Here is a 15,866-nt window from a genome sequence, read left to right as displayed (position 1 = left end):
TCTTTTTTTCATGCGTGTAAAGTAGGTACATAAAACACATGGAGGTGTAAAATTATTGAAAAAAGAAAATAACGGAAAACTCAGGATCATCCCGTTGGGAGGCCTGGAACAGATTGGAATGAATATTACTGCCTTTGAATTCGAGGACAGTATTATTGTAGTAGACTGCGGGCTTGCGTTCCCGGCAGATGACATGCTGGGGATCGACCTGGTTATCCCGGATGTCACTTATTTAAAAGACAATATCGACAAGGTCAAAGGATTTGTCATTACCCATGGACATGAGGACCATATTGGTGCTCTTCCGTATGTGTTAAAGGAGCTGAACCTTCCGCTCTACACTACAAAACTGACCATGGGCATTATCGAGAACAAGCTTAAGGAGCATAACCTTCTGCGCAGCACAAAGCGTAAGGTCGTGCGTCATGGACAGTCCATCAACCTTGGAAAGTTCAGGATCGAGTTCATCAAGACGAACCACAGTATCCAGGATGCATCTGCCCTTGCCATCTATTCACCGGCAGGGATCGTCGTGCATACAGGGGACTTTAAGGTAGATTATACTCCGGTATTCGGGGATGCCATCGACCTTCAGCGTTTTGCGGAGATCGGAAAGAAGGGCGTGCTGGCACTGATGTCAGACAGTACGAATGCAGAGAGAAGAGGATTTACACAGTCAGAGAAGACAGTGGGGATCACCTTTGACCATATTTTTGCAGAGCATCAAAATACCCGTATCATCATCGCGACTTTTGCGTCCAATGTAGACCGTGTGCAGCAGATCATTAACTCTGCGGACAAATACGGGCGTAAGGTTGTGGTAGAGGGACGCAGCATGGTCAATATCATTTCTACGGCGTCAGAGCTTGGGTATCTGAATGTACCGGAGAATACGCTGATCGAGATCGATCAGATGCGTAATTATCCGCCGGAGAAGATGGTGCTGATCACAACAGGAAGCCAGGGAGAATCTATGGCCGCCCTGTCACGTATGGCTGCAGATGTGCACCGAAAGGTGACCATCCAGCCGAATGATACGATCATATTCAGTTCCAACCCGATCCCTGGAAACGAAAAGTCTGTTTCCAAGGTGATTAATGAACTGTCGGCAAAAGGGGCAGATGTTATCTTCCAGGATGCGCACGTATCAGGACATGCCTGTCAGGAAGAGTTAAAGCTGATCTACTCCCTCGTGAAGCCGAAATATGCGATCCCTGTGCATGGCGAATACCGCCACTTAAAGGCAAACGCGGCGATCGCAACGTCACTGGGGATCCCAAAGGAGAATGTATTTATCATACAGTCAGGTGATGTGCTTGAATTAAGTGAGCAGGAAGCGAAAGTGGTAGATAAGGTCCATACCGGAGCCATCCTTGTAGACGGGCTTGGAGTCGGAGATGTGGGCAATATCGTTCTTCGGGACAGACAGCATCTGGCAGAGGATGGAATCCTGATCGTGGTACTGACACTGGAGAAGGGGACCAACCGCCTGCTTGCAGGGCCGGATATTGTTTCCAGAGGATTCGTATATGTCCGTGAGTCAGAAGGTTTAATGGAAGAAGCAAGACAGGTCGTCTCAGATGCCCTGGACCGCTGCCTGCAGAACAGACACGCAGACTGGAATAAGATCAAGCTTGTGATCAGAGATACCATGAATGATTATATCTGGAAGAAGACAAAGAGACGCCCGATGATCATTCCGATAATTATGGATGTGGATGTGTAAGATATGATAGTAGATGAACGTATCGTTACATTCATCAATTCCTTAGAGACAGAGAATAGTGAAATATTGGAAGCAATAGAAAGAGAAGCATTAGATTCGTATGTGCCAATTATCCGAAAAGAAATGCAAAGCTTTCTAAAGGTGCTTTTAACTATACAAAAACCTATGCGCATACTCGAAGTGGGGACTGCCGTAGGTTTCTCTGCGTTATTGATGAGTGAAAGTGCCCCGGAAGGGTGCAGGATAACAACAATAGAAAACTATGAAAAGAGGATTCCGATCGCCCGTGAGAATTTTAAGCGGGCGGGGAAGGAAGAGCAGATCACCCTCATCGAGGGGGATGCCCTGGAAGTGATGAAGACACTGAAAGGCAGCTATGATTTTATCTTCATGGATGCTGCCAAGGGACAGTATATTCACTATTTCCCGGAGGTGATGAGATTACTGGAGCCCGGAGGGACCCTGGTGTCCGACAATGTGCTCCAGGATGGAGATATCATCGAATCGCGCTTTGCGGTGGAACGCCGCAACCGTACGATCCACAGCCGGATGCGGGAGTATCTGTATGAGTTAAAGCATCATGAGGAGCTGATCACAGCAATCCTGCCCTTAGGGGATGGAGCTGCGGTCAGCACGAAGAAAAGATAGAAGGATGTTTTTTGAGCATCAACATCAGAGAAAGAAAGGATAAAATATGGCAAGACACCCAGAGTTATTAATCCCGGCAAGCAGCCTGGAGGTTTTAAAGACAGCAGTCATCTTCGGCGCGGATGCAGTATACATCGGCGGTGAAGCCTTTGGACTGCGTGCAAAAGCAAAGAATTTTTCCATGGAGGACATGCGTGAGGGAATCGCGTTTGCCCATGAGCACGATGTCAAGGTTTATGTAACGGCCAACATCCTGGCCCACAACAGCGACTTAGAGGGAGTGCGCGAGTATTTTAAAGAATTAAAAGAGATCAGGCCGGATGCGTTGATCATAGCAGATCCCGGCGTATTCGAGATCGCGAAGGAAGTATGCCCTGAGATTGAGCGCCATATCAGCACCCAGGCTAACAATACCAATTACGGCACCTATAATTTCTGGTATAAGCAGGGGGCGAGCCGTGTCGTTTCTGCAAGAGAGCTGTCCCTGGAAGAACTCAAAGAACTCCGTGCAAATATCCCGGAGGATTTAGAGATAGAGACCTTTGTCCACGGTGCCATGTGTATCTCCTATTCCGGCCGCTGTCTGCTCAGTAATTACTTTACAGGCCGTGATGCAAATCAGGGAGCCTGCACACACCCGTGCCGCTGGAAATATGCTGTGGTGGAGGAAACAAGGCCGGGAGAATATATGCCTGTTTATGAAAACGAAAGAGGGACTTACATCTTCAATTCCAAGGACCTCTGCATGATCGAGCATATCCCAGAGCTTTTGGAGGCCGGAATCGACAGCCTCAAGATCGAGGGACGAATGAAAACAGCCCTCTATGTAGCCACTGTAGCCCGGACCTACAGAAAAGCAATAGACGATTACCAGAAGGACCCTGCCCTCTACCAGAAAAACATTCCCTGGTACCTTGAGCAGATATCCAATTGTACCTACCGTCAGTTCACTACCGGCTTCTTCTTTGGTAAACCCGACGAGACTACTCAGATCTACGACAGCAACACCTACGTCAAAGAATACACCTACTTAGGGATCATAGGCGAAGAAAAAGAAGATCTCTACCGCATAGAACAAAGAAACAAATTCACCGTAGGCGAAACCATCGAAATCATGAAGCCAAACGGTGAAAATATCGAAACCAAAGTTCTAAAAATCCTAAACGAAGAAGGCGAGTCCCAGGATAGTGCTCCGCACCCCAAACAAGTCCTGTACATCGCATTGGATCAGAAGGCCGAACCATACGACATCCTAAGAAGACGCGAGGACTAGCTTATATCATTAATATTAATTCTGCCAGTAAACATCCCATTGCACTTCCCGCGCTTTCCAAAGAAAGCCGCGGGACCTCCCTGCCGGATGCACCCAGCCAAGTCCTTCGCCCCACCCCCTCCTGCTTGGACATCCGACACAGTGCCTCTTGGACTTGGCGTCCCATCCGCTAAAAAAATTCCCGCAGCTTCTCGATCGCACTTTTTTCGATTCGGGATACATAAGACCGTGATATCCCCATCTGACGCGCAATCTCTTTTTGCGTATATTCCTCTCCGTTATAAAGTCCATACCGCATCTTAAGCACCAGCCGTTCCCTGTCCGAAAGCTCATTCTCCACCTTTTCATAAAGCTTTTGTATGTTTTCCTTTAGATGTATTTTCTCCGGCACATCCTCGTCTTGTGTTTCAATGATATCGTACAGCTTGATCTCGTTTCCCTCCCGGTCAGTACCGATAGGCTCGTACAGTGAGATTTCTTTGTTTGTTTTCTTCTTGGCACGTAAATACATTAAAATTTCATTTTCAACACATTTCGATGCATAGGCGGCAAGGCGGTTCCCTTTATCAGGATTAAAAGTCACAACGGCCTTGATCAGGCCGATGGTTCCTATGGAAATAAGATCTTCGGGGTCTTCGTCCAGATATTGATATTTTTTGATGACATGTGCAACGAGCCGCAGATTTCGTTCGATTAAGACATGTTTTGCCTGAAGGTCGCCCTCTGTATATTTTTGCATGTAATATTTTTCTTCCGATGGCGTGAGGGGATTGGGAAAAGATTTCAAGAACAGCACCTCTTAGCACATTTGATATAGTCTATGTGAAAGCTTGCGAAATTGTGCTTTTCCACAGGAAAGAAGGACAGGGAGGGCTTAGTTTATTCTTTTTTTAGAATCTCATGAAAGTTTTCAGAAATTCGGAATTGACATCTATGGGAAGAAGGAATATGATAGTCCTATCAGTTCTGGAAATTTCCATTTTCCGGTTCAGCAGATCTGAAATCTGACCGTTTCGGTCATAATTTCAATTCAGTTTTATTTACTTTTTATTTTCAGTTCATACTTTAGAGAGGAGTGTGTGAATGAGTTTTAGCACAGTTTTATCAGCATCCATACAGGGGCTTAAGGTCGAGTTTATCCATGTGGAGGCAGATGTGAGCAATGGGCTTCCTGCGTTTCATATGGTAGGATATCTTTCGTCAGAGGTGAAGGAGGCCGCGGAGCGGGTGCGGACCGCGATCCGCAATTCCGGCCTGGATTTTCCGGCCAAGAAGACCGTTATTAACCTGTCACCCGCCACAATGCGTAAGAGAGGAGCAGCATTTGATCTTCCCATCGCGGTGTCCATCCTGGTTTCCCTGGGACAGCTAAGTCAGGAAAGTGTTGGGAAAATGCTGCTGATCGGGGAATTGAGCCTGGATGGATGTGTGCAGAAGGTTCCGGGAATCCTGCCCGTCGTTTTGGAGGCAAGAAATGCAGGGATCCCTATCTGTATGGTTCCCTTGGCAAATGCACCGGAGGGCGCGCTCGTCGATGGGATACAGGTCATTGGAGTGAGAAGTTTAGGGGAGGCATTTTGTTTTTTAGCTGGCAGTAAAAAGATAGAAGCGCAGCCGCATCCGGTGGAAAAGGCCTGTGAGAAGGATGCTCAAATGCTTGATTACAGCGATGTCCAGGGCCAGGAGGCTGTCAAGAGGGCAGCAGAGGTTGCTGTGGCAGGAGGACATAATCTTTTGCTTGTAGGGCCTCCAGGAAGCGGGAAATCCATGGTGGCGAAACGTATCCCCAGTATCTTCCCTCCGATGACTATGGAAGAGAGTATGGAGATCACCAAGGTTTACAGCATAATGGGACTGGTTGATAAAGAAGCTCCTTTGATCAGACAAAGGCCGTTTCGCAGTGTGCATCATACGGCAACCAAAGCGGCATTGATCGGGGGCGGCCTGATTCCCGCACCAGGAGAGATCAGCCTGGCCCACGGCGGGGTCCTGTTTTTGGATGAACTGCCGGAATTTCAGAAGGCCGTTCTGGAGGTGCTGCGACAGCCCCTGGAGGAGCACCAGATCAGGATCTCAAGATCATGCGGCAATTACATATTTCCGGCCAATTTTATGCTTGTCTCGGCCATGAATCCCTGTCCCTGCGGATGCTACCCGGATTTCGAGAGATGCACCTGTACACCGGGGCAGATCCAGAACTATCTGGGGAAGATCAGCCAGCCCTTCCTGGACCGTATGGACATCTGTGTGGAGGCACCCAAGGTAAAATACAAGGCATTGAAAAGCAGTAAAAAGCAGGAAAGCTCGGCGCAGATCCGGGAAAGAGTGTGCCTTGCCAGGGAAATCCAGAACCAGCGGTATGCAGGCACCGCTATCATTTCCAATGCTATGCTCGACGTAAAGGAGCTGGATACTTACTGCAGCCTGGGCAGGAAAGAAAATCTGCTGATGGAACAGGCTTTTGCCTCACTCCGGCTGACTGCCAGGACTTATCATAAGATTTTGAAGGTTGCCAGGACGATTGCTGATCTGGAGGGGGCAGACAGAATCAGAGAAAAGCATATCAAAGAGGCCATCGGTTATCGGACAATGGATAAGAAATACTGGGGGAGGTGACGGATATGAAATACGAATATTGGTTTGCTTCCATTCCTCATGTAACGGATCGCAAGAAGTATCTTTTGCGGGAGCAGCTGGGGACCGGAAAGCATATCTTTTATATAGAAGAAACAAAATTAAGACAGCAGAAGTTCTTAAATGAAGAAGATGTCCATATTATCAGACAGGCACAAAAAACAACGGATCTGGAGGAACGGTATGAGGAGCTGAAAAGAGATGCGATCCGCTTTATTCCGTACTTTTTTGAGCTGTATCCCAAAAAATTGAGGGAAATCCCTTCACCGCCCTATGCTGTTTATGTCAAAGGAAAACTGCCGGAGGAGGATCGGAAGACCGCCGCCATCGTAGGGGCCAGAAAATGTACGGCGTATGGGGAAAAATATGCGCTGGAGTTCGGTGAGAAGCTTGCCGCCTGCGGGGTACAGATCGTCAGCGGGCTGGCCCGGGGAATTGACGGGGCCAGCCAGCGGGGGGCGCTTATGGGAGCCGGCCGGACCTTTTCGGTCCTGGGGTGCGGTGTGGATATCTGTTACCCAAAAGAACATACTGGTCTGTACCATGACATCTTAGAGCACGGAGGCGGAATCCTGTCGGAATTTGTCCCGGGAACGCCGCCTGTTCCGCAGAATTTCCCGAGACGCAACCGGATCATCAGCGGATTGTCCGATGTAGTGCTGGTCATGGAGGCAAGACAAAAGAGCGGTTCGCTGATCACAGCAGACATGGCACTGGAGCAGGGAAGGGATGTTTACGCCCTTCCCGGGCCTGTGAACAGCAGCTTGAGTCAGGGCTGTAATCATCTGATCCGGCAGGGGGCGGGAATTCTTTTATCCCCGGAAATGCTGCTGGAGGAACTACAGATTTCGGGTGGTTTTGAAATGTTAAAAACAGACAAAAATAAAAAAGTGCTTGAAACTACAGAAAATATGGTGTATAGTTTGCTTGGTTTGTATCCCAGGAATGTAAGCCAGCTGATCGAAGAAACCTTATTAAGCGCAAATGAGGTCATGGAGGTCCTGGTTTCATTGGAATTAAAGGGATATATAAGAGAAGTATCAAAGAATTATTATGTAAAGCTGAAAGAGTAGATATGTCCGGCCGCTCTTAATACAGGCTGCCGGAACAGGTGGAGGAAAGAATTTTTATGGCACATTATCTGGTTATTGTGGAGTCACCCGCTAAGGTGAAGACGATTAAGAAGTTCCTGGGGAGCAGCTATTCTGTTGCGGCATCAAACGGACATGTCCGTGACCTGCCAAAGAGCCAGCTTGGAATAGATGTGGAACACGACTACGAGCCGAAGTATATCACAATTCGGGGAAAGGGCGACATCCTTGCAAACCTGCGCAAAGAGGCAAAGAAAGCCGATAAAGTATATCTCGCAACTGACCCCGACCGCGAAGGGGAGGCGATATCCTGGCATTTAGCGACTGCGCTGAAACTGGATGATAAGAAAATGCGCCGAATCACCTTCAACGAGATCACGAAAAATGCAGTGAAGGCATCCCTAAAAGCACCCAGGGGAATTGATATGAACCTGGTAGATGCGCAGCAGGCACGCCGTATCCTGGACAGAATGGTAGGATACCGCATCAGCCCTGTACTGTGGGCAAAGGTAAAGAGAGGTTTAAGTGCCGGAAGAGTGCAGTCTGTTGCACTGCGTCTGATCGCAGACCGGGAAGCGGAGATCGATGCATTCATACCGGAGGAGTACTGGACCCTGGATGCGATCCTTCATGTCAAAGGAGAAAAGCGCCCTTTGACAGCAAAGTTCTATGGGACCGAGAATCAGAAGATCACGATCAGCTCCAAGGAGCAGCTGGATGAGATCGTAAAAGAGATTGAAAATGAAGAATATCAGGTAGCAGATGTCAGGAAGGGAGAGCGCATCCGTAAGGCACCTCTGCCGTTTACAACCAGTACCCTGCAGCAGGAAGCAGCCAAGGTACTGAACTTCGGAACCCAGAAGACCATGCGTATCGCGCAGCAGCTGTATGAAGGGATTGACATCAAGGGGAACGGCACCGTCGGTGTGATCACATATCTGCGTACCGATTCCACAAGAATTTCCGAAGAAGCAGACGAAAATGCAAGGCAGTATATCGAAGCGCAGTATGGAAAAGAGTATGTAGCAGCGGGTACTGCCGCAAAGAAGACGGAAAAGAAGATTCAGGATGCCCATGAAGCCATCCGTCCTACTGATATCAGCAGGACACCTGCTTCCTTAAAGGAATCCCTTTCCAGGGACCAGCTCCGTTTATACCAGCTGATCTGGAAGCGTTTTGTGGCAAGCAGAATGCAGCCTGCAAAGTATGAAACGATCTCTGTCAAGATTTCCGCGGGAAGCTATCGGTTTACTGTGGCTACCTCCAAGATCGTCTTTGATGGGTTTAGGAGTGTCTATACTGAGGCAGACGAAGAGAAGGAAGAGAGCAATGTTTTAGTCAACGGACTGAGCCTGGATACGGAGCTTAAGAAAGAGAGCTTTGATACAAAGCAGCATTTCACACAGCCGCCGGCACACTTTACAGAGGCGACACTGGTCAAGACATTGGAAGAATTGGGAATTGGACGTCCAAGTACTTATGCACCGACAATTTCAACAATTCTGGGGCGCCGCTACATCACAAAAGAGGCCAAGAATCTGTATATCACGGAAATTGGTGAAGTTGTCAATAATATTATGAAACAATCCTTCCCAAGTATCGTGGATGAGAACTTTACCGCGAATATGGAAGGGCTTCTGGATATGGTGGAGGAAGGCAAAGTCGCATGGAAGGAAGTCATCAGGAACTTCTATCCTGATCTGGAAGAGGCTGTGCAGATTGCAGAAAAAGAGTTAGAGAGTGTTAAGATCGAGGATGAGGTCACGGATGTGATCTGTGAGGAATGTGGCCGCAACATGGTTGTCAAATACGGACCTCACGGGAAGTTCCTGGCCTGTCCGGGATTCCCGGAATGTAAGAATACCAAGCCATACCTGGAGAAGATCGGGGTTCCCTGCCCTCTGTGTGGAAAAGAGGTTGTGATCCGCAAGACGAAAAAGGGAAGAAAATATTATGGCTGTGAGGATAATCCGGAATGCGAATTTATGTCCTGGCAGAGACCGTCAAAAGAGAAGTGTCCGGAATGCGGAAACTATATGTTAGAAAAGGGAAATAAGCTGGTTTGTGCGGACGAAAAATGCGGATATGTCCGAAATTTGAAAAAGAATTAGAAATTTAGAAAAGAATTAGATAAATTACGTTGATATTTCAAAAGTTGTATGATAACATAACAGTATCGAGTAAATTGAAAAGATTTGTATATACAATTAGAATTGGAGGAAATCGATGAGCGTACAGTTATTGGATAAGACAAGAAAGATTAACAAGTTACTGCATAACAACAATTCCAGTAAGGTAGTCTTTAATGATATTTGTGCTGTCCTTACGGAGATTCTGAACTCCAATGTCCTTGTAGTAAGTAAAAAAGGGAAGATCCTGGGAGTCAGCAAATGCAGCCAGGTGGACGGGATCAAAGAACTGATCACTGAAGCAGTTGGTTCACACATCGATGAAATGCTCAATGAACGTCTTTTAAGCATTTTATCAACAAAAGAAAATGTCAATCTGGAGACGTTAGGTTTTTCAGCAGATGCAGTCAAAGGCTATCAGGCGATCATCACACCGATCGATATCGCGGGAGAGCGTCTCGGAACACTGTTTATTTATAAGCAGGATTCCGTATATGAGATTGATGATATTATCTTAAGTGAATATGGTACAGCAGTAGTAGGACTTGAGATGCTTCGTTCTGTGAATGAGGAAAGTGCAGAGGAGACCAGGAAAGAGCATATTGTTCAGTCCGCGATCAGCACATTATCATTCTCAGAGCTGGAAGCGATCATCCATATTTTCGAAGAACTAGATGGGACAGAGGGAATCCTCGTTGCAAGTAAGATCGCAGACCGCGTCGGGATCACAAGGTCCGTGATCGTCAATGCACTGAGAAAGTTTGAGAGTGCAGGAGTCATTGAATCACGTTCTTCAGGAATGAAAGGAACTTATATCAAAGTTCTGAATGATTATGTATTCACAGAATTAGAGAAGATTAAAAAAGAACGTATATAAAAGATGATTTTCACGATAATGGGAATTGTAAGAGGGCGTCAGGCAGCTGATGCCCTTTCTTAAAATGAAGGAGGCATGAAAAAATGTATGAAGGGAACCCGGTAGATTTACAGATGGAGAGCGTGATTTCGGCGGATGGTATTTTTGATGATACATCACATCATTGCCAGGTTTTTAAGTATGATTTGGAAGAAGATTACATATACTTGCTGCTAAAGGAGGATGATCTGACTGTGATCTCACTGGATGCCAAGTATCAATGTTATATTTCCACTAAGAAAGAACTTTTGTATTGTACGGGAATCGTGAAGGAGCGCTATCAATGCGAGTATGGCAACATGATCGTATTTAAGATTAAAAATGGTTTTTATAACGTCTCGGGTGTGAAGCGTCCTGTTAAGAGAAAATAACGTTTATAAACTAAATATAAAAAATGAGAAAGTCTGTTGACAAATTGGAAACAGAGTGCTATTTTATATTCATGAGGTTAGCACTCGAAAGAAATGAGTGCTAATAAAAACAAAAATTAAGGAGGAATTACTATGAAATTAGTACCATTGGGTGACAAGATTGTATTAAAACAATTAGAAGCAGAAGAGACAACAAAATCAGGTATCGTACTTCCGGGCCAGGCTAAAGAGAAGCCACAGGAAGCAGAAGTTATCGCAGTTGGACCTGGTGGAAATATAGATGGAAAAGAAGTAACGATGCAGGTTAAGGTTGGGGATAAAGTCATCTACTCCAAATATGCAGGTACAGATGTAGAACTCGATAAAGAGGAATTCATCATCGTAAAACAGAGCGACATTTTAGCAATCGTAGAAGAGTAAGGTTAATAACATTTATAAAGTAACGTATTCAGAGAATAATAGATTCAGATAAGAATATGAAAGAGGAGTGACAGACATGGCAAAGGAAATCAAATACGGATCAGAAGCCAGAGCAGCATTAGAAAAAGGTGTGAACAAGCTGGCTGATACAGTAAGAGTAACATTAGGACCAAAAGGAAGAAACGTAGTACTTGACAAATCATTCGGTGCACCGCTTATCACTAACGACGGTGTGACTATCGCAAAAGAGATCGAGCTGGAAGACGGATTCGAGAACATGGGAGCACAGCTGATCAAAGAAGTTGCTTCCAAGACAAATGATGTGGCAGGTGATGGTACAACAACAGCTACTGTTCTTGCACAGGCTATGGTCCATGAAGGAATGAAGAACCTGGAAGCAGGCGCTAACCCGATCGTTCTTCGTAAAGGTATGAAGAAAGCTACAGATGTTGCCGTTGAAGCGATCGCTAAGATGAGCAGCAAGGTAAAAGATAAAGAGCAGATCGCAAGAGTTGCAGCTGTATCCTCAGGAGACGATTCCGTAGGACAGATGGTAGCAGACGCAATGGAGAAGGTTTCCAACGATGGTGTTATCACGATCGAAGAGTCCAAGACAATGCTGACAGAGCTTGATCTGGTAGAAGGTATGCAGTTTGACCGTGGATATATCTCCGCATACATGGCAACAGACATGGAGAAAATGGAAGCAAATCTGGATGAACCATACATCCTGATCACAGATAAGAAGATTTCTAACATTCAGGAGATCCTTCCTCTGTTAGAGCAGATCGTTCAGTCCGGAGCAAGACTTCTGATCATCGCTGAGGACATTGAAGGTGAAGCACTGACAACATTGATCGTTAATAAGCTGCGTGGAACATTCAACGTAGTAGCTGTAAAAGCACCTGGATATGGCGACAGAAGAAAAGAGATGCTGCAGGATATCGCAATCCTGACAGGCGGACAGGTGATCTCAGAAGAGCTTGGAATGGACTTAAAAGAAGCAACACTGGATCAGCTTGGACGTGCAAAATCTGTTAAGGTTCAGAAGGAAAACACAGTGATCGTAGATGGCTGCGGAGATAAGAAAGCAATCGAAGACAGAGTTGCTCAGATCAAAAAAGGAATCGAAGAGACAACATCTGAATTTGATAAAGAGAAATTACAGGAAAGACTTGCTAAACTGGCAGGCGGCGTAGCAGTGATCCGTGTAGGTGCTGCAACAGAGACTGAGATGAAGGAAGCAAAGCTTCGTATGGAAGATGCTTTGAACGCTACAAGAGCAGCTGTTGAAGAAGGAATCATCGCAGGAGGCGGTTCTGCATATATCCATGCAGCAAAAGAGGTTGCTATGCTTGCAGATACACTGGAAGGTGATGAGAAGACAGGAGCAAAAGTGGTATTAAAAGCCCTGGAAGCACCGTTGTACCACATCGCAACAAATGCCGGACTGGAAGGCGCAGTTATCATCAACAAAGTAAGAGAATCTGAGCCAGGCGTAGGATTTGACGCATATAAAGAAGAATATGTAGATATGGTACAGGAAGGAATCCTGGATCCGGCAAAGGTAACAAGAAGCGCATTACAAAATGCAACAAGTGTAGCTTCAACATTACTGACAACTGAATCCGTAGTATCTACGATCAAAGAAGATACACCAGCAATGCCGGCAGGCGGCGCAGGCGGAATGGGAATGATGTAAGAAGGCTTTTGGGCAGGTTGGGGACGATAAGCAGGATTGAGATATGTTCTCTCCCCATGGTAAGGCTTTCAACATCCGAACCGCTTAACGAAGAAGTTCTAATAGAAAAAGATGCGCTCAGAAGGGCACAGACAAATAAGCCGGGAAAATTGATATTTTCCCGGCTTAGCTTGTCCTGAAATTTGATCTTGCGGATCAAATTTCATCCCTTCTGAGCGCATCTTTTTCAATAAGAATATCTAGTCGTACGCTTTAAAGATGTTGAAAGACCTTACCACGTAAAGAGGACAGATCTCAATCCTGCTTATCTTGGCTCAGCCAGTTGGAAAGTCTCCTTTTTTAACGGGAGGGGGAAGGTTTAAATTTGATTATAAGGACAGCTTAATAATGGAGTTTAATATAAATCAGGACTAATTTTTGAGTTATGAGGCAGGAATGCCTTGACAACTTCTGTGAAGTTTTGTACTATATCAGTTAAAATATTCAAATACTATTAGAGGAAGAATGGAGGATGTTAAATCATGGGTAAAATTATTGGAGAGGGTATTACATTTGATGACGTGCTTTTAGTTCCGGCATACTCAGAGGTGATTCCAAACCAGGTTGATCTTTCAACAAATTTGACAAAGAGTATACGACTGAATATCCCAATGATGAGTGCTGGGATGGATACGGTTACTGAGCACCGGATGGCTATCGCCATGGCGCGTCAGGGCGGTATTGGTATTATTCATAAAAATATGTCTATTGAGCAGCAGGCAGAAGAGGTTGATAAAGTAAAAAGATCTGAGAATGGGGTAATCACAGATCCTTTTTATTTGTCACCTGAACATACTCTGGAGGATGCTAACAACTTGATGGCGAAGTTCCGCATTTCAGGTGTGCCGATCACAGAGGGCAGAAGACTGGTAGGAATTATTACAAACCGTGATTTGAAGTTCGAAGAAGATTTCTCTAAGAAGATAAAAGAGTCTATGACTTCCGAAGGTCTGATTACAGCAAAGGAGGGCATCACACTGGAGGAAGCGAAGAAGATTCTTGCCAAGGCCAGAAAGGAAAAGCTTCCGATCGTAGATGATGAAGGCAACTTGAAGGGGCTGATCACGATCAAGGATATTGAGAAGCAGATCAAGTATCCTTTATCCGCAAAGGATTCACAGGGACGTCTGCTCTGCGGCGCAGCGATCGGTATCACAGCAAACTGCCTGGAGCGTGTGGCTGCGCTTGTGGAAGCTAAGGTGGATGTAGTTGTTATGGATTCTGCCCATGGACATTCTGCAAATGTGCTTCGTACAGTCCGTATGGTGAAGGAAAAATATCCGGATCTTCAGGTAATTGCGGGAAATGTTGCAACAGGGGAGGCAGCAAAGGCGCTGATCGAGGCAGGTGTAGATGCAGTTAAGGTTGGTATCGGACCGGGATCTATCTGTACGACACGTGTTGTAGCAGGTATTGGTGTACCTCAGATCACAGCAGTTATGAACTGCTATGAGGTGGCAAAGGAATATGGAATCCCGATCATTGCTGATGGGGGAATCAAATATTCAGGAGATATGACAAAAGCCATTGCAGCCGGTGCCAATGTATGTATGATGGGAAGTATCTTCGCTGGATGTGATGAAAGCCCGGGAACATTTGAGTTATATCAGGGAAGAAAATATAAGGTATACCGTGGAATGGGATCTATCTCTGCAATGGAAAATGGAAGCAAGGACAGATATTTCCAGGCAGATGCAAAGAAACTGGTTCCGGAAGGCGTAGAAGGACGTGTGGCTTATAAAGGAACCGTTGAAGATACTGTATTCCAGCTGATGGGTGGCCTGCGTTCAGGTATGGGATACTGCGGAACACCTACGATTGAAGATTTAAAGCAGAACGGACAGTTTGTAAAGATCTCTGCCGCTTCCTTGAAGGAAAGTCATCCGCATGACATCCATATTACAAAAGAAGCACCTAACTATAGTGTAGATGAGTAAAGAATAGAAAAACTGCTGTAAAATGAACGTTCATTTTAAGGATATTTCATTCCCTGCATAGGAGATATATCTTGATGAAATGGGTCATTTTGCAGCAGTTTTTTTGTTTCCTTTTTATGACAAAGAAAATAAAATTAATAAAATTATCATGAATTATTTAACTTTAACTTCATTTTCTATGCTAAAATAGTAAAAGATTGTGTAATGGGGATGTACAGATGAAGAGAAAACGAAGACGCAGATTTGCTTCTTTTATAAAGAAGTTAAAGCAGGATAAAAAATCTATGTATATTTATGGCGGCATTTTGGCGCTGGTCATATTGACGATCATTCTGGGGATCTATTCCTGTGTGGCCGGGGGGAATAAGAATAAGGCAAATACAGGGCTTAAAGTAGATGCGTCTAAGCCAGAGATTGATGTTCAGCTATTGGATGTGAATGAGTATTCGAGGCCGGGGATCGAATCGGACCCGATCACAGGAATCGTGGTGCATTATACGGCTAATCCGGGGAGCACAGCACAGAATAACAGGGATTATTTCCAAGGTCTAAAGGACAGCCACGAGACCTCTGTGAGCAGTCATTTTGTGATCGGGATGGAGGGAGAGATCATCCAATGTGTGCCGACATGGGAGCTGGCCTATGCATCGAACAGCAGAAACCATGATACAGTATCGATCGAATGCTGCCATCCGGACGAGACCGGCAAGTTTACGGACGAGACTTATGCATCTCTCGTGCAGCTGACAGCATGGCTCTGTAAGAAGTTCGGGCTGACACAGGATGATGTGATCCGGCATTATGATGTCACCGGGAAGATCTGCCCGAAGTATTTTGTGGAAGACGAAAAAGCCTGGGAACTCTTTAAAGGAGATGTAAAGGCAGCCATAGAAAGAGACCGATGAAGCGTAAAACAGATAGTCTGTGAATCCCCTTGCTATCGCTGTGGAAAATTGATATAATATAATGTATTTATTTAG

General features: G+C 45.6%; 13 protein-coding genes. 12 read left to right on the top strand and 1 reads right to left on the bottom strand.

Annotated elements, in window-relative coordinates:
- The first annotated feature begins 55 nt into the window (after positions 1 to 55).
- The 3 genes from AC4OGX_RS07030 to AC4OGX_RS07020 are packed head-to-tail and all read left to right on the top strand — an operon-like array spanning position 56 to position 3,647.
- Positions 56 to 1,726 carry a ribonuclease J gene (locus AC4OGX_RS07030; RefSeq protein ID WP_493329398.1) on the top strand — a complete coding sequence of 557 codons (1,671 nt, stop codon included), beginning with the start codon at positions 56 to 58 and terminating at the stop codon, positions 1,724 to 1,726.
- A 3-nt stretch (positions 1,727 to 1,729) separates the two neighbouring features.
- The gene (locus tag AC4OGX_RS07025; protein WP_493329397.1) at positions 1,730 to 2,374 is read left to right on the top strand and encodes an O-methyltransferase; all 645 of its coding nucleotides are present in this window, start codon (positions 1,730 to 1,732) and stop codon (positions 2,372 to 2,374) included.
- A gap of 46 nt (positions 2,375 to 2,420) precedes the next feature.
- Positions 2,421 to 3,647 (top strand): peptidase U32 family protein, encoded by a 1,227-nt coding sequence (locus AC4OGX_RS07020; RefSeq protein ID WP_493329395.1) that lies wholly within the window; start codon positions 2,421 to 2,423, stop codon positions 3,645 to 3,647.
- Positions 3,648 to 3,816: 169 nt separating this feature from the next.
- Here the strand turns inward: AC4OGX_RS07020 and sigK are convergent, their stop codons facing one another.
- Positions 3,817 to 4,434, bottom strand: coding sequence for an RNA polymerase sporulation sigma factor SigK (gene sigK, locus AC4OGX_RS07015; RefSeq protein WP_493329394.1), 618 nt, complete (start codon positions 4,432 to 4,434; stop codon positions 3,817 to 3,819).
- Positions 4,435 to 4,730: 296 nt separating this feature from the next.
- Between sigK and AC4OGX_RS07010 the strand changes: the two genes are divergently transcribed.
- From AC4OGX_RS07010 to AC4OGX_RS06970, 9 genes are all read left to right on the top strand, one after another.
- Positions 4,731 to 6,263: a YifB family Mg chelatase-like AAA ATPase gene (locus AC4OGX_RS07010; RefSeq protein WP_493329392.1), complete on the top strand. Its 1,533-nt coding sequence runs from the start codon at positions 4,731 to 4,733 to the stop codon at positions 6,261 to 6,263.
- Positions 6,264 to 6,268: 5 nt separating this feature from the next.
- A complete protein-coding gene (dprA, locus tag AC4OGX_RS07005) occupies positions 6,269 to 7,354 on the top strand; it encodes a DNA-processing protein DprA (protein ID WP_493329390.1) in 1,086 nt (361 codons plus the stop codon).
- A gap of 56 nt (positions 7,355 to 7,410) precedes the next feature.
- A complete protein-coding gene (gene topA / locus AC4OGX_RS07000; protein WP_493329388.1) occupies positions 7,411 to 9,483 on the top strand; it encodes a type I DNA topoisomerase in 2,073 nt (690 codons plus the stop codon).
- Between the two features lie 115 nt (positions 9,484 to 9,598).
- Positions 9,599 to 10,378, top strand: a complete 780-nt coding sequence (gene codY, locus AC4OGX_RS06995) for a GTP-sensing pleiotropic transcriptional regulator CodY (protein ID WP_493329387.1) — start codon at positions 9,599 to 9,601, stop codon at positions 10,376 to 10,378.
- Positions 10,379 to 10,461: 83 nt separating this feature from the next.
- Positions 10,462 to 10,788, top strand: coding sequence for a hypothetical protein (locus tag AC4OGX_RS06990; protein WP_493329385.1), 327 nt, complete (start codon positions 10,462 to 10,464; stop codon positions 10,786 to 10,788).
- A 132-nt stretch (positions 10,789 to 10,920) separates the two neighbouring features.
- On the top strand, positions 10,921 to 11,208 hold the full coding sequence (locus tag AC4OGX_RS06985; protein ID WP_216243840.1) for a co-chaperone GroES: 288 nt from the start codon (positions 10,921 to 10,923) through the stop codon (positions 11,206 to 11,208).
- Positions 11,209 to 11,284: 76 nt separating this feature from the next.
- A complete protein-coding gene (gene groL / locus AC4OGX_RS06980; RefSeq protein WP_493329383.1) occupies positions 11,285 to 12,910 on the top strand; it encodes a chaperonin GroEL in 1,626 nt (541 codons plus the stop codon).
- A 521-nt stretch (positions 12,911 to 13,431) separates the two neighbouring features.
- Positions 13,432 to 14,886, top strand: a complete 1,455-nt coding sequence (gene guaB / locus AC4OGX_RS06975) for an IMP dehydrogenase (RefSeq protein ID WP_493329381.1) — start codon at positions 13,432 to 13,434, stop codon at positions 14,884 to 14,886.
- Between the two features lie 218 nt (positions 14,887 to 15,104).
- Positions 15,105 to 15,791, top strand: coding sequence for a peptidoglycan recognition protein family protein (locus AC4OGX_RS06970; protein ID WP_493329380.1), 687 nt, complete (start codon positions 15,105 to 15,107; stop codon positions 15,789 to 15,791).
- The last annotated feature ends 75 nt before the right edge of the window (positions 15,792 to 15,866 follow it).

This window comes from Faecalicatena sp. (assembly GCF_058819085.1).
Note: the sequence above shows the minus strand (reverse complement) of the source record. Positions and strands in the feature narration are given on the sequence as shown.